The following is a 19,741-nucleotide window of genomic DNA, read 5'->3' on the forward strand; positions in this document are numbered from 1 at the left end:
CCGCCGAATACGAGACCAACTACTACCGGGCAACCACGAAGCCCCAGGTCACAGTCATAACCTAGAGTCTCGATCGAACCCGGAACGGTTCACTTTTCGTCCTGCCAGTAGGGACCGCCGTTGTAGCGGGCGGCGAGTTCCTGGCGTTGTTCTCGTGTCATTTCCTCCGACGGTACGTCGGCGAAGCAGCTCTCTTCCTTGAGCATGGCCAGGTACTCGGAGGCGATGAAGATGTTCTGTCCGGGGTCCTGGAGTGAGGTTTCGATGGTGTCCCGTTGCCTCTCGGTGAGGCTTGCCGGATCGTATCCGAGAACTTCCGCCGCCCGCCCCACCTGGATGGCGATGGGGCCGAAGGACGTCTCGTCTCGTCCGGGGAGCCGCCCAGCCGTGAGGGCAGATTCTCCGGAGTGCTGTTCAGCCAGCCACCCTCGGCCAGTTCGCGGATGGTGTCGACGCCGTCGTCCATCCAGCCCCATTGTCCGCCGACTTCCTGCCAGATGATGCCCGCGACCATGTCGGGCGGCAGGCCGGATCGCTGGGCCGCTTCAACGATGATGTCCTTGTTCGCCGCGATCCATTCGCGGCGTTCCTCAGCGTTCCTTGGCACCGTCCAGTAGGCGTCGGTGGCCTCGGGCAGCGTGGTGAGGCGCATCCTGATGTCCATGAGGGACGGCGATACGTCGTCCCTCCCCACGTTTTTGGTGAAGTCCGCTTTGGATCCGCTGCCGAGGAGATGGACAAGCGGGTCCCTGCCGGCTTCGGCGGCTTCGGCTCTGAGTGCGGGAATGGTGTCGATCAGGTCCTTCGCGTCGACGAAGTCACCACCGCGAAAGTCGGGCGGGGCGTTGTAGGCCCTGTCGAGCGCCGCCGTGCACGTCCTCCGTGCCTCGCTTTCCACGGTCTTGGCGCGGTGATAGGCCCCGCGCTCGCCTGATCGTGGGCACGGTTTGCGTCATCCTTGATGTCGTCGATGTCCACTGTGAGTTCGGCGGCCCAGTCCAGAAAACCGGTTGTGCCTCGCAGGTCCTCCCACTGACGCATCGGTCCGGCCTGTTGCGCCTGGTGTGTCACGGCATCCGCGACCCGGGAGATGAGACCGGCGAGCGTCTGCTCGGCCGACTTGCCGTCCGAGTAGTGGGACTTGGCGGTCCGCAGCGCCGACGCATAGTGCAGGAGCGCGCTCTGTGCCATGTCATAGCCGTTGGCCAGGTGCGTGATCAGGTCGCGTGCCTCGCGGAGCCGGTCGTCGTAGGGCTTGCGGTTCTGGCTCACCCATTGCGTGTGGGTGGCCGCCCGCTTCGCACCGGGCTCGATGTCCAACAACAGGTCACGCAGCCTCTTGAACTCCAGGGCATTGCGTTCGACGAGAGCAGGGTTGCAGTCGTCCAGGAAGCTGACGTCGTGCCGGTAGGTGTAGGCCACTGAAGTCTCACCTGTCTTCCGGGGCCGTGTACTGCCCGAGCTCGAGGATGGCGTTCATCATGCCGCCGGCGACTTCGCCGTCATAGGCGACGAACGTGCCGTTCGCTTTCTTGAGGCGTGTGGACAATGCGGCGAGCAGCGATGTGACGTCCTGGTACTGGTCGTCCGCAAAACGGGCGAAACGATCGGCCTTCGCCGCGACGTCCACGTGTGAGCGTGGCGCACGCGCCATTGTGCAAAGGTCACCGTCTGGCCGACCCTCATGGAGGAGCCCTGCCAGTTCGATCAGCGAGTGCGAGTTCCCGTTGAGCGAGTCGTGGTTGACACCGAGCTCATCCCCCTTGTCGCCTTGGCCGCCCCCGCCGGTTCCGGTGTCGGCGGGATACTGATTGAGCTGCATCCGCGACGGTTGCCGCTCGGCCGCCTGGGCCTTCAGCTGTTCCCACTCATCCCATGCCATAAGCTCTCCGTCCCCCAGCACTTGGGCGGCGAGTCCGCCGCAGTGACCTCCATCATCCATCCGGCGCCAGCCTGAGGTGTTATCCGGAGGGGGCTTACCCGCCCTTCTTCCCGGCGCTCTCGGCGACCTGTGCTCCGGCGAGCGCTGCCAGTTCGGCGGGGACGTCGATCCCGCCCCGGTTCACGCTGGTCGGTCTCCACGACCTGCCGGGGCGCGTCGGCCGCAGTAAGGTCAACGGCGGGTGTCCGGATGGTGTCGTGCCCTTCGCCGTGGCGGCGAGGGTCGGCGGCGGTGCAGCCCGCCACCAGGACCCCCGCGCCCTCCTCAGCGAAGGCCTGGGCGGTGGCCCTAGCGATGCCGCATCAGTCGTGCCAGCGCGTCCGGGTCCGCTCCGGTGACCTCGGCGAGGGCTTCGGCGCTCGCCGTGCCCCCGCGAAGGTGGCAGGCAGACGGTGGCAGGCAGACGGTGGCGGGGAGGCGATGAGAAGACCGTGAGAGACGGCCTCTGACGGCCGACGATGTCGTGAAGGATCACAACGGGGTGGGCGTGGAGCTGACGGCGTTCTTCAGCAGCGGTGACGGATGGGCGCAGCCCTGGGTGCTCGACGTCGCTGGTCGAATCCTTGCGGTTCGGTCCGGCGGCCGGGCGCACCGACCTGGAGGTCGCGATCGCGCCGTTCTCAGCGGACGCGTAGGCGCCAGAAGCCATGCAGCCAGGAGATGGTGCGTTCGACGACCCACCGGTGCACCCCGAGCCCCGAACCGTGAGGGGTGCCGCGGCGGGCGATCACCGGCTTGATGCCCAGAGCCCACACTAGCCGGCGGTACTTGTCGTGGTCGTGGCCACGGTCGCCGAGCACTATGTCGGGCCGCCGACGCGGCCGCCCGACCAGGCCGCAACGGACGGGACCTTGGCGAGGAGGGCAGCAGTTGCGTGACGTCGTTACGGTTGCCGCCGGTCAGCGACACCGCGAGCGGGACGCCCTGACCGTCGACGAGGACGTGGTGCTTGCTGCCCGGACGCGCACGGTCGACCGGGCTGGGTCCGCTCTTGGGCCTCGTCGAGCGGCCCGCACATGGCTGGAGTCGATCACCGCCCGAGACCAGTCGAGCTGCTTCGCCGCCCGCAACTTCTGCAGCAGGACGATGTGATGGCGATCCCACACGCCGGCCTCGTTCCAAGCGGCCAGCCGCCGCCAGTACGTCATTCCAGAGCCGAAGCCGAGCTCCTGGGGCAGGTACTCCCACTGGATGCCGGTGTGCAGGATGAATAGGATCCCGCAGAGAGCCTGCCGGTCAGGAACCCTCGGCCGCCCGGCGACCAACATCGGACGCGGCTTCGGCAACAACGGCTCGATCAGCGACCACAGTTCGTCCGACACGATCCACGGACGAAAGTTCCTCTTCCCCACGAACAGAGCAACAAGCATCTGAGTCGACAGTCACACTATCAGCGACTTCTATTAGAACACCTCTTGGGGATGGAGTGGAGGGGGATATCCGCGCGTCGCTGGAAGCGGGTACCAAGGTGTCACTGTCCATCATCCCGCATAATGACAGCGTGAACAGCGGAATATCTGCCAGGATTGAATACAATTATGTCGATTTGACTACCGGGGTGGCAAAGCGCTGTGTGCTCCACCAGTCTGCCAGTGGTGGACGGAGGACGGGCTCCACGATTTGCCCGAAATGACCTAGAGGGATGACCGTGTCACGTGACTTCAACGAATCCGTGCTCCGCATGCTGGGGGAGAACGGTAACACTCCCGCACCCACTGCGACATGGGGCGCCCTGGAAAAGGAGCTGGGCGTTCGTCTACCCGAAGACTACAAGGAAATCATCGGCAGGTACGCGCCGGTTCAGCTGAACAATCATCTCTTCCTGAAGCATCCGTCCACTGACCGGTGGAACCTGGGGCAATGGATGCAGGAGACGGTCCAGGTATTCATGTCTCACAGTGACCTGACGGACGTAGTGCGCCAGGGGTTCACCGATCCGCCCTTCGGTGCTCCCTCCGGCCTCATTCCACTGCTCAACACCGACCGCGGGGAAAATCTGTTCGGGTCGGTCGAGGCGGGTACGGGCGAATGGCGACTGTTCGCATGCAACGGAGATGAGGCGCTGTACTACGAGTACCGAATGCCGTTCCCCGAATGGCTCCACCGGTATCTGGTCGGTGAGGATATGTTCGGTCCGGGCAGTGGCGTCTTCTACCCCGGCCCGATTGTCCTCGAGAGTATGCCGATGAGTGCGACGGACCCCATGGTCAGAAGGAAGGGCCCTGACCGCGGCATGTGAGAGGCCCACGCCTACAGTCGCCCGGTACCGTCACGCGCCTGAACTGTGTGCACGAACCATGATGAGAAGCCAGCTCATTCCGCTTCAGTGTCAAGTGGCGGCCGAGAGAGTCGCGTGGTGTGACCCCGCGGTGGACTCGTCGTAGGGGGTACGCGTCTTGAGAAAGCCATGGAGAATGCGAGGTGTTCAGCGCCGAGAACGCCTTCTGGTGCAGGCAGGGCGTCAGCGAGGCGGAAAGGCTCCGCCAGAAGGAGAAGCTCAAGCATCAATAGTATATGAACAAGCATGAAGCAGAACTCGAAGCGCTACGGAACCCGCCCAGGGACAAACCCTGGTACGAGAACGCATGAAACGGGGTCTCGGGCTTCTTCGCTGGGCACGCGGGTGGAATTAAGGTGGGTAACGGGGTGCTAGCTTTCGATACATGCGTCGTTGCCGGCGCCGGGACCTGGTTGGTGGTGGCTGTCGGTGGCTTGAGTATGAGCGCAGCCCTCGACCGAGGAAGCGGCGTTGACACAACTTCCGCCGAACACCGGACTCAGACTGCGCTGACTTTCGGAGTTTCGGCCGCCGGTGTGGAACCGCCGCATGGCTCGGAGGGGGCAGAAACAGCAACGCGAGTTGGCGCCAATCATTCTCGAACAGCCCCCGAATGTGCAGGACGCGCAAACGCACCAATTGGGGTACCGTGATGAGGGATTACGTGACAAATATCGGGTTCACCAGCCCGACCTGTGGTGGCAAGATCTACTTGAACAATAATGCGGGGTACTGCGGATGATCCCTCCTCCGGGCCTCGCGGTCATTGGGCAAGATGAGCAGACCATGAAGTTGAGAACTTCGGATGCGCCATGGAAGGCCATACTCTCCCCAGTTCCAGCGGTCTCGCTCGCGATCCTCTACATGGTTGTGGGCAGTGACGGGCTGGGTGTGGGCGGCGCAACGAGGAGCGGCACTGCAATTTCCATCGCAGTGACGGGGTGTGCGGTGAGCCTTTGCTGGCGCTTGTGCTTTGTTTCGAGTCTTGACGTCTCGGCAACGACTGTCCGTGTGATCGGCGTGTTCCTCCGAGCGGAGTTCGACGTCGATTCAGTCCGGAATATAGAGATCCCCGGTGTTGGGAGAAGCTATGTTTCCATACGCCTCATGAACGGGTCCACCGTATATGTAGGCGCACTGCCGGCTGGACCCGAGACCAACGAATACGTGGAGCATTTGATCACTTCCAGAAAGAACGGTGATGGGGAACACGCGTCGAGAGCTGAAGTGCAGGTCAAATGGCGCCCCTACGTCCATCCGTCAGACATTTTTGCGCTCGTGGCGTTGACGACGGCATTCCTTCTGGGCGCGACGGGTTGATTCGAGGTGTAGGCGCTCCTTTGACTCTGCTGGGCGGCCACCGATAAGCGGCCTTGGGAGCGGCCCCGCACGCTGATTACAAGGGGCGGCGGGACCGGGTTCTGGGGGAGGCGGTCCGCGTCAAGAAGTCGGCCGACGCGTCCTTTCGCGTAGTTCTCCACGATGGTGACGGGCATCGTTGCCATGGACTTCAGCGCCTCGGGGGGATCTTGTTGTGCCGGGCCTCTGTAGCTTATAGGCGGCTACTACCCGGCCGGCGGGTTCTTTGAGCGCACGACGCTGATACCGACGAGGGGGCCGGAAAAAATTCGTTCCCTACTACCAAGCCGTTCGTACGGCGCGTTCGACCCGCTGGACCGACACGCGTTGGATGCCAACAAGGTCGCGCCCCGCGGCTTTTCTCCTCGTATTCCTGGTAAGCACGGCGGGCTCGGCGTCGGTGAGCGTGAGGGCGCGGACGTTGCCGGCGTGCGAGGTGAGCGGGTGGTCGCGGCCCAGTACGCGGACGGCTTCGATGTGAGCGTCTGCCGCGAGGCGGGGTGCGCTATCACGACCGCATACGAGAGCAAGCCCGCCGGCGTACGGGCACAGTTCCACGGTCCAGCGGGTGGACCGCCCGGCGGGTGAGATCCCTCGCCTACGTCCGTACGGGCGCGGGTGACTGTGACGCCCTTCGGTCGGTGCCCGGTGTGGCCGGGTCGTCGTCGGCGAAGCAGCCGGCGCCCGCGCGGTCCTCGCGTCGGGAGGATCGGCCCGGGGAATCGGCCTCTCCTCGGACGTTGCCTCGTCACCGCCGGTCGTTCGCTCAGCCGATGCGGAGAATCGGCTTCACCGTGCGGCCCGCGGCGGCGTCCGCGGCGGCCTCGTTGATCTGGTCGAAGTCGTAGAAGGTGACCAGGCGGTCGAAGGGGAAGCGGCCCTGCATGTGCAGGTCGAGGAGCTGCGGGACGAAGACATCGGGGACGCTGTTGCCCTCCACGACGCCCATCAGCGTCTTGCAGCTCTGCATGAAGGTGTTCGCCGGAAGGCTGATCACGGCATCCTCCGCGGAGGCGCCGAGTACGGCTGCGGTGCCCCGCTGGCGCAGGAACTCGACCATCTGGCCGATCAGCGGGGGCAGCCCGGTGGTGTCGAGGGCGAAGTCGACGCCCTCACCGGTGATGCGCCGGACCTCCTCCACGGCGTCCTGCTCGCGGCCGTTGACGGTGTGGGTGGCACCCAGCTCGGCGGCGAGTTCGAGCCGGGAGGGCAGCACGTCGACTGCGATGATGGTGGTTGCCCCCGCGACCCGTGCGGCCATCACCGCGCTGAGGCCGACCGCGCCGGCGCCCATCACGGCGAAGGTGGAGCCCACTCCGACGCTCAGCGCGCGCAGGACCGTTCCGGCGCCGGTCTGGATGCCGCAGCCGAGCGGGCCGAGAAGTTCCAGCGGGGCGTCGGGGCGCACCTTGACGGTGTTGCGTTCGTTGGTGACGGCGTGGGTGGCGAAGGACGACTGGCCGAAGAACCGGTCGTGGAGGGTGCCGCCGCTGTCGCCGTCGGCAGTGCGCAAGGCGTGGGAGCCGTCGGGGCGCTGGCCGGCGAAGTTGACGGCGTTGAAGTTGGCGCAGCTCGCCGGTGATCCGTCGAGGCACGGACGGCAGCGGCCGCACGGCAGGAAGCTGACCGCGACGTGGTCCCCGGGTACGACTTTCTCCACCGCCGCGCCCACGGCCTCCACGACGCCGGCGCCCTCATGGCCCAGGACGACGGGGAGCGGGACGGGATACACCTGGTCCCTCACCACCAGGTCGGTGTGGCACAGGCCGGTGGCGACGATGCGCACGACGATCTCGTCGTCGCGCGGGGGGTCGAGGAGGACCGGGCCCAGTTCGAAGGACCCTTTCTCTCGTACGACGGCAGCGGTGATCTCACGCTCGGTCGACGCATCCGCCATGGCGGCTCTCCTCACCGGTAGTCGTACATCGGCCATGCCACCGTCTCGGCATGGGGCAGGGTCGCTTCCTCGTGTCCGTTCAGCCGGTCGTACCTCGGCTTCAGCTCGTCCGTGGCCTCGCGGGGAACGGTGCCGAAGAAGTTGGGCGGGGAGGCGGTGTGGGCCGGGGCGGCCGGGGCGACGAGGTCGACCACCTTCACACCGGGTCCCGGGACCTCCTCTGACGACGGTTCGACGCGGGTCGCGCCCACGGAGGGCGGTGCGGAGGTCGGTACGGAGGTCGGTACGGAGGTCGGTACGGAGGTCGGTACGGAGGTCGGTACGGAGATGGGTCCGGCCATGGAGGACTCCTTACGTGGCGCCGGGCGGCCCAGAGCCGGCTGCTGCCCGGCTGAGGCGCCACACCCCCAGTGGAACGCCGGGAGGTGGTCCCCGCAAGCGCCCCGGGAGGGTGCCTCCGATGCCGGGCGGAGACAGTACTGGCAGAGAGCGCACGCGCCCCGGCAGGAGCATCACACCGTGACTCTGTCGGGGAGCCTGGATCTGCCCGGGCCAGGTGCTCAGGTGCGCCGGGGGCTCCGGGGCTCGGGGCTCGACGGCTCGGCGGCTCCGGGGCTCGACGGCTCGGAGGCTCGGAGGCTCGGAGGCTCGGAGGCTCGGAGGCTCGGAGGCTCGGAGGCTCGGCCCGGGAGTCTCGTGCTGAGTGAGGCAGGTCCGGAAGGCGGGGTCGGTCGGCGCGCAGGGGTCACCCCCCTCAGTCGTCGGGAGACCCCTGAGGCGTTCGATGCCGACGCCGATGGCGGTCAGGACGTGGTGGAGGCGCATCCCGAGCAGGCCCGCCGATCGCGCCGCCCCCGCCTCACCGGGACGGCGACGGGGCCGAAGGACGTGGCGCCCGGGGGAGCCGCCGGGGCCGGCCCGCTGCCCGCTCAGGTAATCCCGTGCGCGTACGCGGCACCTCCTGCGGATGGATTCGGCGGCCGTCGGCCGAATCCATCGTGGTGGTCACCAACCACTCAACGGAGGTCTCGTGTCCCCACAACCGGATCCCCCGGTCGTCGATGTTCCGTCCGGGAGCGCGCTGTCATCCGGCGTTGACGAGGCTGCGGCCAGACTCGTCGGCGCGGTCAAGCGCTACGGCTCCGGCCCGTCGGCCGTCGTCGCTCTCGACGATGTCAGCCTCGCGTTCCCGGCGGGGAAGTTCACGGCCGTGATGGGCCCGTCGGGTTCGGGGAAGTCGACGATGATGCACTGCGCCGCCGGGCTGGACCAGCTCACGTCGGGCCGCGCCTTCCTCGGCGACACCGATCTGTCGGCGCTCGGCGACCGTGAACTGACCCTAATGCGCCGGGAACGGATCGGGTTCGTGTTCCAGGCGTTCAATCTCGTGGGAAGCCTCACGGCCGAGGAGAACATCTGCCTGCCGCTGACTCTGTCGGGCCGCCGGCCGGGCGACGGAGTGCTCGACCAGGTCGTGTCGATGCTGCGCCTCGGTGATCGCATGCGTCATCGGCCGACGGAGCTCTCGGGCGGACAGCAACAGCGTGTCGCCCTCGCCCGGGCGCTGGTCGCCCGCCCGCACGTGGTGTTCGCCGACGAGCCCACCGGCAACCTCGACACCCGGTCCGGGCAGGAGATCCTCGGATACCTGCGCTCAGCGGTCGACGAGCATCACCAGTCGATCGTGATGGTCACGCACGACCCCAACGCCGCTGCCTGGGCGGACCACGTGGTGTTCGTCGTCGACGGCAGAGTGCACGACGTGATGGACCGCCCGTCGGCCGATGCGGTGCTCGACGTGATGAAGGGCCTGGGGCGATGAGCCGGATGGTGCGCAGCGCGGCCCGCAGTGTGATCGCGAACCGGGGCCGGTTCTGGCTCACGGGCACGGCGATCGCCCTGTCGGTGGCGTTCCTCGTGTCGACGCTGGTGCTGACCGACTCGATGCGCGGCCGAGCGGCCGACGACATTGCTGAAGCGCTGGCCGGGACGGACGCCGTGGTGCAGGGTGTTTCCCTCGGCGAGCCCGGCGGAGGACCGGGAGATCCCGACAGGTCCGTCCGGCAGTCACTCGATCCCGACATCACCGAGCGCGTCGGAGCGGTCGACGGTGTCGACAAGGCCGCCTCGCAGTGGGTCGGCTTCGCGAAGCTGGTCGTCGACGGATCGACGGTCGGAGCCGGCACGGCGAGCGACGTCGGCCGCAACTGGATCACCGACCCGGCGCTCAATCCGTTCCGGCTCGCGAGCGGACGTCCACCGGCCGAGCCCGGGGAGATCATGGTCGACCGGTCGCTGGCCGACGACGCGGGCGTGGCCCCGGGTGACGCCGTACGGGTCCTGACCGCGACGGGGATGCACGACGCGACCGTCACGGGTATCGCGACGTTCGCGTCGGCGGACGCGGCGCCGCTGCAGCGGACGGTTCTGCTGGCGGACGAAGCGGCCTCCGCCTGGCTCGACACGGCGGCGCCGACCGAGGTCCTCGTCGACATTGCGGAGGGCGCCGACCGCGCCGAGGTGCTCGGCCGGCTGTCGGCGCTGTCCGATGCCGAGGTCGTCGACGGCCCCGACCACATCCGGACGACGCAGGACACCGCGACGTCACCGCTGCAGTTCCTGAACGTGTTCCTGCTGGCCTTCGCCGTGGCCGCGGTCCTGATCGGCGTGACGATCATCTTCAACACGTTCGCACTCACCGTGGCCCGCCGGCGGCGGGAGTCGGGACTGCTGCGTGCGATCGGTGCGCAACGCCGTCACGTGCTCGGCACGGTGGTCACCGAGGCGGCGTTCCTCGCAACGGTCGCCACGCTCGTCGGCCTCGTGTGCGGGATCGCGGGAGTGGGCGCGCTGCGCTGGGTCGTCTCACTCACCGGGGTGAGCCTGATCACCGGGCCGACGATCGTGAGCCCGGTCTCGGTCGCCGTCGCCGCGAGCGTCGGGATCGGCGCGACGATCTGTTCGGCATGGATCCCGGCCCGCCGCGCGGCGGCGACAGCCCCGGTCGAGGCGCTGCGCGAGAGCGCGGCGGAACCCCGGAAGGTGAGCCGGGTACGGACGGCAAGCGGGCTCGTGCTCGGCGCGGTGGCGGTCGTCGCAGGAGCCGCGGCGGTGGTGAGCGCGAACCCGATATGGCTCGTGCCCGCTGCTGCCATCGTCCCGGCGCTCGTGCTGTGCGGCCCGGCGTTCGTGACAGCCTCAGCACGCTGGAGCTCTCCGGCCGCCCGCCGCGCCGCCGGTGTGTCCGGCTCGATCGCGGCGGGCAACCTGGCGGCGAGCCCCCGCCGTTCGGCGTCGACGGCGCTCACGCTCATGCTCGGCATCGCTATGGTGACGGTGTTCTCGATCTTCGCGAGCTCACTGACGAGCGCGGTGGGAACGGACGTGCGCAGGGGACTGCGGGCGGACCTGGTGGTCACTTCGGCGACCCCCGACTTCTCGACGATCGACCCCACCCTGGCCGGCCGGATGGCGGCACTGCCGGACGTCGGCCGGGTGACCGCGCTGGCGGTCGCCGAAGGGATCGTGGAGGGGAAGGCCGAGGCGGTCGGCGGTATCGACCCGACGGCACTGCCCGCGCTGTACGACCTCGGCCCGATCGCCGGCGACCTCGCCGATCTGAGCTCGGGAGGCGTGGCGGTGGTCGGTGACGACCCGGCCGTGCTCGGCACGACCCTGAAGATCGAGTTCGAGCGGTCGACCGTCGAAGCGCCGATCGTCGCCGTGGTCGACAGGAGCACCGGCGGTTTCGAAGCCCCCGCCTACTTCGTCGACCGTGCCGCACTCGACACCTCGGCGGGCCGTCTGCTCGATGCGCAGGTGTTCGTCGGCCTCGCCGACGGCGCGGCGGCACACGCCGAGGACGACGTGCGCGCCCTGGTCCGGGAGTCGCCCGGATCGTTCCTGGCGACCCGGGAGGAACACATCGCGGGCAGCGGAAGCGAGATCGCCGCGTTCGGGTCCTTCATCGACGGGATGCTCATCCTGGCGAGCCTCATCGCCCTCCTCGGAGTCGCCAACACCACGGCGCTGGCGGTCAATGAACGCTCCGGGGAGATCGGGCTGCTGCGAGCGGTCGGGGCGTCCCGGCGGGAACTGCGCCGCATCGTGCGGCTCGAGGGGGCACTCCTGTCGTTCGTCGCGGCAGCGACCGGTATCGCCGTCGGAGCCGGCTTCGGCTGGGCGTTGATCGACGTCACCGGAGGCACGGAGATCCCGTCCGTCGTCGTCCCATGGGCCCGTCTGGCGGTGACACTGGCCGTCGCCGTCGCGGCCGGTGTGGCCGCCACGGCGTGGCCGGCGTTCCGGGTCTCCCGGGTACCCGTGCTGGAACTGGTGAGCCGGGACCGCTGACGCGCCGCCCCGGACCTGCGCCCCTGGACCGGACAGCCTCCGCGGCCGGTCCAGGGACACAGACCCGGCCACCGGCTGCGGGTGCGTACTCCGGCGGGAGTATGCACCCGCCGCCGGTGGCGACGACGATGGTGCCATGACGCACACGGATCACCGCGGCCGTCGCGCCGACTTGGCCGCGATCATCACCGCGTCGGCGGTGACGGTCGGCGTGTTCGTCCTCGATCCGGACGTCACGGCCGGACGGGAACTCCCCGGCATCGCGGTCACGGCCGTCGCCGCGGTGCTCCTCGCCGCCGACCGGTTCGCTCGGGTCACCGTCGTGGCGATCGGCGTGTTGACCGCCGTCACCCTCGCCTGGACGTCCAGCCCGGTCGCGCTGGTACCGATGCTCGCCGTGGCGCTGTACCGTCTCGTGCGCCGCAGCGACGACCGCTCCGTGATCCGGTTCGGATCGATCGCCGCGATCGTCGTCGCCGGCTTCGGGGCCCTGGCCGGCAGCGAGCCGTTCTGGTTCGAATGGGTCACCTACTCGGCCGTTCTCCTGCTCCCGGTCGCCGCGGCCGACGCCCGACGCTCCAACCTGCGGCGCCGAGCCGACGCACTGGAACGCCAGGTCAGCGAACGGCTCCAGGCCGAACGCCTCCGCATCGCCTACGACCTGCACGACATCGTCGCCCATTCACTGTCGGCGATCACCGTCCAGTCCGGCATCGCCGCCCACCGCTTCGACCGCGATCCGGCCACCGCCCACACGGCGCTCGTCGAGATCAACGACGCGGGCAGACGATCACTCGACGAGCTGAGATCCCTGCTCGGTCTTCTGCGGTCCGACGAATCGCTCCCGCTCCGCCCAGCCCCGTCAGCCACCGCCACCCTCAACGACATCGTCGCAACCGCCACGCACTCCACGCAGGTCGAGACGGTCGAGGTGGTCGAGGACGGTCACTACCCCGCGGGGGTGGCGGAGAGCACCGTGGTGACGGTCCACCGCATCGTCCACGAGTGCCTGGTCAACGTCGCCCGCCACGCCGGCGACGTCCCCACACGCGTACGGCTCCGGCACACGGACGACGGCGTACACGTCACCGTCTCCAACCAGGCCCCGACCGCCCCACGCGTGGCGGCACCCGGCACCGGCATCGGTCTGGTCGCGGTCCGCGAACGAGCCGAACTCCTCGGCGGCACCCTTCACGCCGGACCCGCCGACCACGGCGGATTCACGGTGCGCGCGTTCGTCCCCTACCAGATTCCCGGCGGGTGGACGGCATGACCCCACGGCCCGCCGCGCCCGCCACGGCCGGGCGCGACATCCGCGTACTGCTCGCCGACGACCAGGAGTTGGTGCGCCGCGGCTTCGCCGCACTCCTCGCCGGCGAACCCGGCATCGAGGTCGTCGGCGAAGTCGGCGACGGCGCGCAGGCCATCACCGAGACCCGGCGGACACGCCCCGACGTCATCCTGATGGACATCCGCATGCCCCGCATGGACGGACTCGACGCGACCCGGGCGATCCGCGGCGACCAACGGCTCAACGCCACCAAGATCCTCGTGCTCACCACCTTCGCGCTCGACGAGTACGTCTACGAAGCACTCAGAGCCGGCGCCTCGGGGTTCCTCCTCAAGGACACCCCGCCACGACTTCTGCTCGAGGCCATCACCGCCGCCGCCGACGGAGACGTCCTCATCTCCCCCGCCATGGCCAAACGGCTGGTCGCCGACTTCGTGCGCCGCCCCGTCTACCGTCCCGGCACCCCGGGCCCCCTCGACCTCCTGAGCGAACGCGAACGCGAGGTGCTCGCCGAAGTCGCACGCGGCAAGACCAACACCGAGATCGGCGAAGCGCTCCACATGTCACCCCTGACCGCCAAAACCCACGTCAGCCGCATCCTCGGCAAACTCAACGCACGCGACCGCGTGCAACTCGTCATCATCGGATACGAGACCGGACTGGTCACCCTCGGCGAATGAACCCGGTGCAGGCTTCCAGGAGTCAGGAGTTCCGGCTCACGATCGAGTTGGCGTATGCCGCGAGATCATGGACCAGGACCTCCAGGCGCCGCCTCCTGAGCGGGCCCACAAGCGGGAAAGCGTGCCGGTAGGTTGCGGACCAGGTGATGTCGGTGCCGCCCTGGGGTGCCCGAGCCAGGTCCACAGATGCCCGATGAGACTCGAGCGGCCCGGCGGCCCGTTCGTAGCCGAACCGCTGGTCGGGAACCAGCTCGACGATGCGCTCACGGCACCACACCCGCCCGCTGCGAGTACGGATGGTGCGGATGTCATCTATGCGTGCCGGCCGCTCGACCCCCGCGGGCAACTCCCACTGGACCTCGTAGGAGGAGGTCCACGCCGGCCATGATTCTGCATCCAGGAGGGCGGCGTAGACGAGAGCGGCAGGTGCGGATGAGTGCGACGTGGCCGTCATGGCGAGGGGTGACACCCGGCAAGGCTAAGCCGTGTCCCGCCATGATCGGGTCACGATCTTCTCCGCAGACTGCCGCCACGAGGTCAGCGTCAGCACCCCGGGATTCGGTCACACCAGCCTTTCGGGCGCTTCAGGTGGGCGGAGGCCCATTGGTGCACACCATCACGGAACTGACGAACGTCGCAGTGCATCTGCGCGAGCGTGACGATGACGACGACGAATTGGTCGATGCACCGGGAAACATGCTGGACGCCGCGAAATCCAGGATCACCCTCCGAGACCCTCGCCCCTTCGCCGACAAGCGCAGCGAGTGGGTCGACATCGCGACACAGCTGGGATCCGGAGCCTCAGGGCCTGCATGGCAATCGCCCCCTCCCCCGGCCGCCACGGCCCGTGTCCCCTGCCCTCCGCGCCCGCACCCGCACCCGCACCCGCACCCGCCCATCGTGCTCGTCGCGCCGCCTCCCGTCGCGACTTCGCCGCCTCGCGCGCCAGGAGGCCGGTATGCACCACGGACAACGAGCAGCGGCGGGCAGGTGCTGTGACCGCGCCAGGAACTCCCATACTTTCGTCATCTTGACGATAAAGGGAGGCGGCGGATATCGTCATAGCGACGAAAAAGGGGGTCACATGGCCGACATCACTTCACGCCTCGGCTGGCGTCACCTGCGCTCGGCGCCCACCGCTCATGTGCGGTTCCACCGGCGCGGCCGACTCGTCCACGACGGGCCGGGGTTGAGCTTCTGGTTCCGGGCGCTGACCGCTTCGCTGTCGGAAGTGCCGGTGGACGACAGGGAGCTGGCCGTCGCTTTCCGCGCCCGCACCTCGGACTTCCAGGACGTCGGTGTCCAGGCCACCGTCACCTACCGGATCCATGACCCGGCGACAGCCGCCGCCCGCATCGACTTCTCCATCGACCCGGACACCGGCGCCTGGCGCGGCGCGCCTCTCGAGCAGATCGCCACCCTGCTCACCGAATCCGCCCAGCAGCACGCCCTCGACGTGCTCGCCCGTACTCCCCTGGCCTCGGCCCTCGCCGACGGTGTCGCCACGGTCCGCGAGCGGGTCAGCAGCGGGCTGGCTGCCGAAGCACGTCTGCCTGCCACCGGCATCGAGGTGGTCGCCGTGCGCGTGGTGGCCGTCCGCCCCGAGCCCGAGGTCGAACGCGCACTGCGCACACCGGCCAGGGAACAGATCCAGCAGGAGGCGGACCGCGCCACCTACGAGCGGCGCGCGGTGGCGGTCGAGCGCGAACGCACGATCGCGGAGAACGAGTTGGCGAGCAAGATCGAACTCGCCCGTCGTGAGGAGCAACTGGTCGAGCAGAACGGCACCAACGCACGCCGCCGGGCGGAGGAGGACGCGGCGGCCGACGCCGTACGGGCGGAGGCCGAGGCCTCACGTACGGTGCGCCTCGCCCATGCGAAGGCCGAGGCAGCGGAACGCACCGGCGTGGCACGGGCCGAGGCGCAGGCCGCCTGGCTGCGGGTCCACGCGGACACCGGTCCGACCGTCCTGCACGCGCTGGCGGTGACACGGCTCGCCGAGAACCTGCCGAACATCGACAGCCTCACCCTGTCGCCCGACGTGCTCACCACCCTGCTGTCCAGGCTCGGCGCCGCGGCACCGAAAGCACCGAAGGCACCGAAGGCACCGAGAAGCGGAGACGGTTCCGTGACGGAGGCACAGCCGTGAGCCTCGCCCCACGCGCGGTACTGGTCCACCGGACCACCGAGTACGAGGAACTGCTCGCCCGGCACGGCACCCGCGGGCAGGCGGAGTTCTTCCTCGCCTCACGCGGCAGGAGCATCACCGAGGTGGCCGAGCGCCATGACCGCGCTGTGCGTGCCGTCGCCGACGTGGCGGCCGCGATACCGCTCACGTGGCGACAGGCCCGCGTCGAACGGGCCGACCTCGACCGGTTCCTCTTCGGCCCGGAGGACGTCGTGGTGATCGTCGGTCAGGACGGCCTCGTCGCCAACACAGCGAAGTACCTGACGGGACAGCCGGTCATCGGCATCGACACCGACCCCGGACGCAACCCGGGCGTGCTCGTGCGCCACGGGCCCGCGGACGCCGGCAAGCTCCTGCGCTCCGCCGTTCTGCCGGCCCCGGCGGCGGACGAACTGACCATGGTGGAGGCCGTGGCGGACGACACACAGCGGCTGGTCGCCCTCAACGAGATCTTCCTCGGACCGCCGGGCCATCAGACCGTCCGCTACCGCATCGGCCCCGACCGCGACGCCACGGCGGAGGCACAGGCCTCGTCGGGCATCATCGTCGGGACCGGGACCGGCGCGACGGGCTGGCTGCGCTCACTGTGGCTGGAGCGCGGCAGCGCCCTCCCACTGCCCGACCCGGCCGAGCGACGTCTGCTGTGGTTCGTCCGCGAAGCCTGGCCCTCCCCCGCGACGGGAACCTCCCGGGCAGCGGGCACCCTGTCCGGCGCCGAGCGGCTGCGGGTCACTGTCGAGAGCGACCGCCTCGTCGCCTTCGGAGACGGCATGGAGTCGGACGCGCTCTCACTGACCTGGGGCCAGACCGTGCGGGCGGGAGTGAGCGACACGGCACTGCGCCTGCTGATCTGACGGCCCTGCGGTCGTGTGCTCGAAGCCGATGCCTCAGGGGGCGCCCGGTTCACCGGTCCGACCGGGTGGCGCCGGGCGGCCACCGAGGCGGCGATGACGCTGCGGCGTACGTCCGCTGCAGCGTCATCCGCCGGCAGGGACGGGCCGAGAACGCCGACGAGCGGCCTGTGCCCCTGTGACCTTGTGACGCGCTTCGTGCCCGCGCATCCCATGGCGGGGCCGGGCCCGCCCGGTCCTTCTCCGTCGGCTCTGGCCCCGGCGCCGAGCACCGTCGCCGTGACGGGCAACCGCTTACGATGATCGGGTGGAACCAGTGAGGCGGCGCAGGGAGATCGCCGCGGTGCGGCAGCTCATCGACCGCGTCCTCGCCGGTTCGGGTGGGCACCTGGTCCTCACCGGCCCACCGGGGTCCGGGAAGAGCACCTTGGCGAGGTGGGCCGAGCAGGCGGCCACCGCGCGTGGGCTGCGGGTCCATCGCCTGGCCGTCACCGGTTCCCGCGCCGGCTCCACGGGGTCCCGGCTGCTCGGCGAGCTCGCGGCTCTGGCGGAGCGTCCGGCGCTGCCTGCTGGCGCCGGGCCGGAGGAGGTCGACGCACTGTTCACGGCGACGGTCGAAGGGCCTCCCCGTCTGCTGGTGATCGACGATCTGGACGCCGACGAAAAGGCCGGCTCGCCGGACACCGGGGGCCGCTTCCCGGTCACGGCCCCGCACGTCACACCAGGCACGCCTCTCACGGAAGCCGTCCGCCTGTTCGCCGGGCTCGCCCCGCACCTGGCCACCGGGGCCACAGCCGTGCTGGCCACCACGACTCGGCCGACCGGCCTGCCTCCGGAACTGCGCCTCGGCGGCCTGGACGAGTCCGAACTGCGCGCCCTCGTCGGTGACATGCCCGCCGAGGCGGTACACGCCGTCCGGCTGGCCTCGGCCGGGCTGCCGGGGGCCGCACTCGCAGCCGCACACCAGCTCGCTGCGGCCGACGGCCAGGAGGACCCTCTGACGTACCTCGCGCTGGCTGCGCCCTCCCGGGCTTCCTTCCTCGACCCGGACACGCGGCTGATCCGCCTCCTGGAAGCCGCCGACGCCCGGCCGCTGCCCCCGCGGACGCGGGCCCGGGTGCTGGCCCGGCTGGCGCGGGAACTGCTGAGTGACCCCACGGACACACGGCGGCCCGCCCTGATCGAGGAGGCCCTCGGTCTGGCCCGGGCGTCCGGCAGCCCCGGCGTCGTCGCCGAGGTCCTGGACTCCGCACTGCACGCCCTGTGGGACCCGGCGGCCACCCGCCACCGGCTGGAGACCGGGGCCGAGATCGTCGCCCGGGCCAGGCTCGCCGGAGACATCGTGTCGGAGCGGCGCGGCCTCATGTGGCGGTTCACCGCCCTGATGGAACTCGGCGACCTCACCGCGGCGGAGGCAGCACTCACCTCGTACGCGCGGACGGGGGAACTGACCGGTGACGCCGAGGCCACGGTGGTGGTCACCGCCCGGCAGTCCATGCTGGCGACGATCCGGGGTCGTTTCGACGAGGCTGTTGCGCTGGCGGCCGAGGTGGAGGCGCTGGGCCACCGGGCCGGGCTGCCCGACGCCCGGCGCCTGACCGGGAGCCTGCGCGGCAGCATCGCCGCGCTGCGGGGCGACTGGGAGGGCACGGTCGCGCCCTGGCAGGCGCTGGACCGCCGCCTGCCAGGGCACTTCTTCGCGGCTACGGCCGCTCGCGCGCTGGCCGAGACCGGCCGGCTCGTCGAAGCGGAACTCGAACTGGAGCGGCTGCTGCCGAGAGTGCTCACGGGCTCCGGCCCCCGTTGGCTGGGCGCCGTGGCGGACCTCGCCGTGGTCGCGTCCCGCTCCCGCACCGACGAAGGGGCCCTGCGCCTGCGCGCGGCCCTCACGCCCTACCGCGGCCGGCTGGTGGTGTGGGGCGGGGCGAACACCGTCACGGGTCCGGTCGACCACTACCTCGCCGTGCTGTCGACGCGCCTGGGCGACCTGGACCGGGCCGTCACCGAGTTCGATGCGGCGGAGGAGTGGGCGAGCAGGAACGGGGCCCTGCCATGGCTCGCCGGGACGCTTGCCGCCCGGGCCGACGCACTTCTGGCACGTCGGGGGGATGGGGACGACGCCCGTGCCCGCGACGACCGGGAGCGTGCCCGCTCCATCGCGGAACGGCTCGGCATGCGGGGCCTTCTGACCGCTCTGACTCCCGCGGGGGACGAGTGGCGACTGGTCCGCGTCGACGGCGGATGGCTGCTGGAGGCGGGTCCCGAGTCCGCACGACTGAGCGACATCCGCGGCCTGGGCTATCTCCGCAGCCTGCTCGCCGCCCCCGGGCACGACATCCCGGCCCTCGACCTGGTGGCCGGCGGTCACGGACTGCGGGCTCCGGACGGAGATCCCGTCCTGGACCCGACCGCCATGGTGCGGTACCGGCAGCGGATCCAGCAGTTGGACGAGGAACTCGATACCGCCGACCGCGTCGGCGACGTGGACCGGGCACGGGACGTGCAGAGGGAACGGAACGCGATCACGGCCGAGCTGCGGCGGGCGAGTGGCCTGGGCGGACGGGTGCGGGCCGTCGGCGCGGAAGCGGAGAGGGCACGGGTCAGTGCCACACGGGCTCTGTGGGCGGCGGTGAAACGCATCGAGGGAGCAGCTCCCCTGGCCGGCGCACATCTACGCGCCTCCCTGCGATCCGGCCGCACCTTCTGTTACCGGCCGGCCGCCGGTGGCCCGAGCCGATGGCGTGTGTGACCCGCGTCGTACACACGCGGCCCCTTCCCCGTCACGCCTTCGGGGCGGAAGCAGGGAAGGGCGGCGCACCTGGCAGATGCGGGCGATCAGCGACGCCGGGGTGAGCACACCCGTGTCGCGGCAGGCGCCGTGCCGCGCCGCCGCCGTACGCGC

Annotated in this window: 15 protein-coding genes and 1 pseudogene; 9 read left to right on the top strand and 7 right to left on the bottom strand. The window is 69.8% G+C overall.

Annotated features, from left to right (window positions below; translation table 11 throughout):
- Positions 1-157: 157 nt before the first annotated feature.
- The 4 genes and pseudogenes from AB0F01_RS25495 to AB0F01_RS25510 form a co-directional block, all read right to left on the bottom strand.
- Positions 158-898, bottom strand: a complete 741-nt coding sequence (locus AB0F01_RS25495) for a hypothetical protein (RefSeq protein WP_362100115.1) — start codon at positions 896-898, stop codon at positions 158-160.
- Positions 796-1,422 carry a hypothetical protein gene (locus AB0F01_RS25500; RefSeq protein ID WP_362100118.1) on the bottom strand — a complete coding sequence of 209 codons (627 nt, stop codon included), beginning with the start codon at positions 1,420-1,422 and terminating at the stop codon, positions 796-798. The genes AB0F01_RS25495 and AB0F01_RS25500 overlap by 103 nt, the downstream gene beginning before the upstream one ends.
- Before the next feature lie 7 nt (positions 1,423-1,429).
- Entirely contained in the window at positions 1,430-1,882 is a 453-nt protein-coding gene (locus AB0F01_RS25505; protein WP_362100121.1) for a hypothetical protein, read from the bottom strand.
- Between the two features lie 680 nt (positions 1,883-2,562).
- Positions 2,563-3,312, bottom strand: a pseudogene (locus AB0F01_RS25510) (IS5 family transposase).
- A 272-nt stretch (positions 3,313-3,584) separates the two neighbouring features.
- On the opposite strand from AB0F01_RS25510, the gene AB0F01_RS25515 reads away from it, so the two are divergent.
- The gene (locus AB0F01_RS25515; RefSeq protein WP_362100124.1) at positions 3,585-4,181 is read left to right on the top strand and encodes an SMI1/KNR4 family protein; all 597 of its coding nucleotides are present in this window, start codon (positions 3,585-3,587) and stop codon (positions 4,179-4,181) included.
- A gap of 825 nt (positions 4,182-5,006) precedes the next feature.
- A complete protein-coding gene (locus tag AB0F01_RS25520) occupies positions 5,007-5,540 on the top strand; it encodes a hypothetical protein (RefSeq protein ID WP_362100127.1) in 534 nt (177 codons plus the stop codon).
- Positions 5,541-6,345: 805 nt separating this feature from the next.
- On the opposite strand, the gene AB0F01_RS25525 is transcribed toward AB0F01_RS25520, so the two are convergent.
- Positions 6,346-7,476, bottom strand: a complete 1,131-nt coding sequence (locus AB0F01_RS25525; protein WP_362100130.1) for an NAD(P)-dependent alcohol dehydrogenase — start codon at positions 7,474-7,476, stop codon at positions 6,346-6,348.
- An 11-nt stretch (positions 7,477-7,487) separates the two neighbouring features.
- Positions 7,488-7,817 carry a hypothetical protein gene (locus AB0F01_RS25530; protein ID WP_362100133.1) on the bottom strand — a complete coding sequence of 110 codons (330 nt, stop codon included), beginning with the start codon at positions 7,815-7,817 and terminating at the stop codon, positions 7,488-7,490.
- A 740-nt stretch (positions 7,818-8,557) separates the two neighbouring features.
- Here AB0F01_RS25530 and AB0F01_RS25535 point away from each other — a divergent pair.
- The 4 genes from AB0F01_RS25535 to AB0F01_RS25550 all read left to right on the top strand — a co-directional run bounded on the left by AB0F01_RS25535 (position 8,558) and on the right by AB0F01_RS25550 (position 13,800).
- The gene (locus AB0F01_RS25535; protein WP_362100396.1) at positions 8,558-9,298 is read left to right on the top strand and encodes an ABC transporter ATP-binding protein; all 741 of its coding nucleotides are present in this window, start codon (positions 8,558-8,560) and stop codon (positions 9,296-9,298) included.
- Entirely contained in the window at positions 9,295-11,829 is a 2,535-nt protein-coding gene (locus tag AB0F01_RS25540) for an ABC transporter permease (RefSeq protein WP_362100135.1), read from the top strand. The genes AB0F01_RS25535 and AB0F01_RS25540 overlap by 4 nt, the downstream gene beginning before the upstream one ends.
- 136 nt (positions 11,830-11,965) lie before the next feature.
- Complete coding sequence (locus tag AB0F01_RS25545; RefSeq protein ID WP_362100138.1) at positions 11,966-13,102, top strand: histidine kinase; 1,137 nt, start codon at positions 11,966-11,968, stop codon at positions 13,100-13,102.
- Positions 13,099-13,800 (top strand): response regulator transcription factor, encoded by a 702-nt coding sequence (locus AB0F01_RS25550; RefSeq protein ID WP_362100141.1) that lies wholly within the window; start codon positions 13,099-13,101, stop codon positions 13,798-13,800. The genes AB0F01_RS25545 and AB0F01_RS25550 overlap by 4 nt, the downstream gene beginning before the upstream one ends.
- A gap of 22 nt (positions 13,801-13,822) precedes the next feature.
- Here the strand turns inward: AB0F01_RS25550 and AB0F01_RS25555 are convergent, their stop codons facing one another.
- Positions 13,823-14,269 carry an SRPBCC family protein gene (locus AB0F01_RS25555; RefSeq protein ID WP_362100144.1) on the bottom strand — a complete coding sequence of 149 codons (447 nt, stop codon included), beginning with the start codon at positions 14,267-14,269 and terminating at the stop codon, positions 13,823-13,825.
- Between the two features lie 615 nt (positions 14,270-14,884).
- Between AB0F01_RS25555 and AB0F01_RS25560 the strand changes: the two genes are divergently transcribed.
- From AB0F01_RS25560 to AB0F01_RS25570, 3 genes are all read left to right on the top strand, one after another.
- Complete coding sequence (locus AB0F01_RS25560; RefSeq protein WP_362100146.1) at positions 14,885-15,949, top strand: SPFH domain-containing protein; 1,065 nt, start codon at positions 14,885-14,887, stop codon at positions 15,947-15,949.
- Positions 15,946-16,842: a hypothetical protein gene (locus tag AB0F01_RS25565; protein ID WP_362100149.1), complete on the top strand. Its 897-nt coding sequence runs from the start codon at positions 15,946-15,948 to the stop codon at positions 16,840-16,842. The genes AB0F01_RS25560 and AB0F01_RS25565 overlap by 4 nt, the downstream gene beginning before the upstream one ends.
- A 304-nt stretch (positions 16,843-17,146) precedes the next feature.
- Positions 17,147-19,588 (top strand): ATP-binding protein, encoded by a 2,442-nt coding sequence (locus AB0F01_RS25570; protein WP_362100151.1) that lies wholly within the window; start codon positions 17,147-17,149, stop codon positions 19,586-19,588.
- The last annotated feature ends 153 nt before the right edge of the window (positions 19,589-19,741 follow it).

The sequence above is a fragment of the Streptomyces sp. NPDC029526 genome (assembly GCF_040637405.1).
Classification (GTDB): domain Bacteria; phylum Actinomycetota; class Actinomycetes; order Streptomycetales; family Streptomycetaceae; genus Streptomyces.

Excerpts from the sequence above, each read along its gene's own strand:
- AB0F01_RS25505 (WP_362100121.1), bottom strand. The coding sequence starts at position 1,882 with ATGGCATGGGATGAGTGGGAACAGCTGAAGGCCCAGGCGGCCGAGCGG.
- AB0F01_RS25515 (WP_362100124.1), top strand. The coding sequence starts at position 3,585 with ATGACCGTGTCACGTGACTTCAACGAATCCGTGCTCCGCATGCTGGGG.
- AB0F01_RS25520 (WP_362100127.1), top strand. The coding sequence starts at position 5,007 with ATGAAGTTGAGAACTTCGGATGCGCCATGGAAGGCCATACTCTCCCCA.
- AB0F01_RS25525 (WP_362100130.1), bottom strand. The coding sequence starts at position 7,476 with ATGGCGGATGCGTCGACCGAGCGTGAGATCACCGCTGCCGTCGTACGA.
- AB0F01_RS25530 (WP_362100133.1), bottom strand. The coding sequence starts at position 7,817 with ATGGCCGGACCCATCTCCGTACCGACCTCCGTACCGACCTCCGTACCG.
- AB0F01_RS25540 (WP_362100135.1), top strand. The coding sequence starts at position 9,295 with ATGAGCCGGATGGTGCGCAGCGCGGCCCGCAGTGTGATCGCGAACCGG.
- AB0F01_RS25545 (WP_362100138.1), top strand. The coding sequence starts at position 11,966 with ATGACGCACACGGATCACCGCGGCCGTCGCGCCGACTTGGCCGCGATC.
- AB0F01_RS25550 (WP_362100141.1), top strand. The coding sequence starts at position 13,099 with ATGACCCCACGGCCCGCCGCGCCCGCCACGGCCGGGCGCGACATCCGC.
- AB0F01_RS25560 (WP_362100146.1), top strand. The coding sequence starts at position 14,885 with ATGGCCGACATCACTTCACGCCTCGGCTGGCGTCACCTGCGCTCGGCG.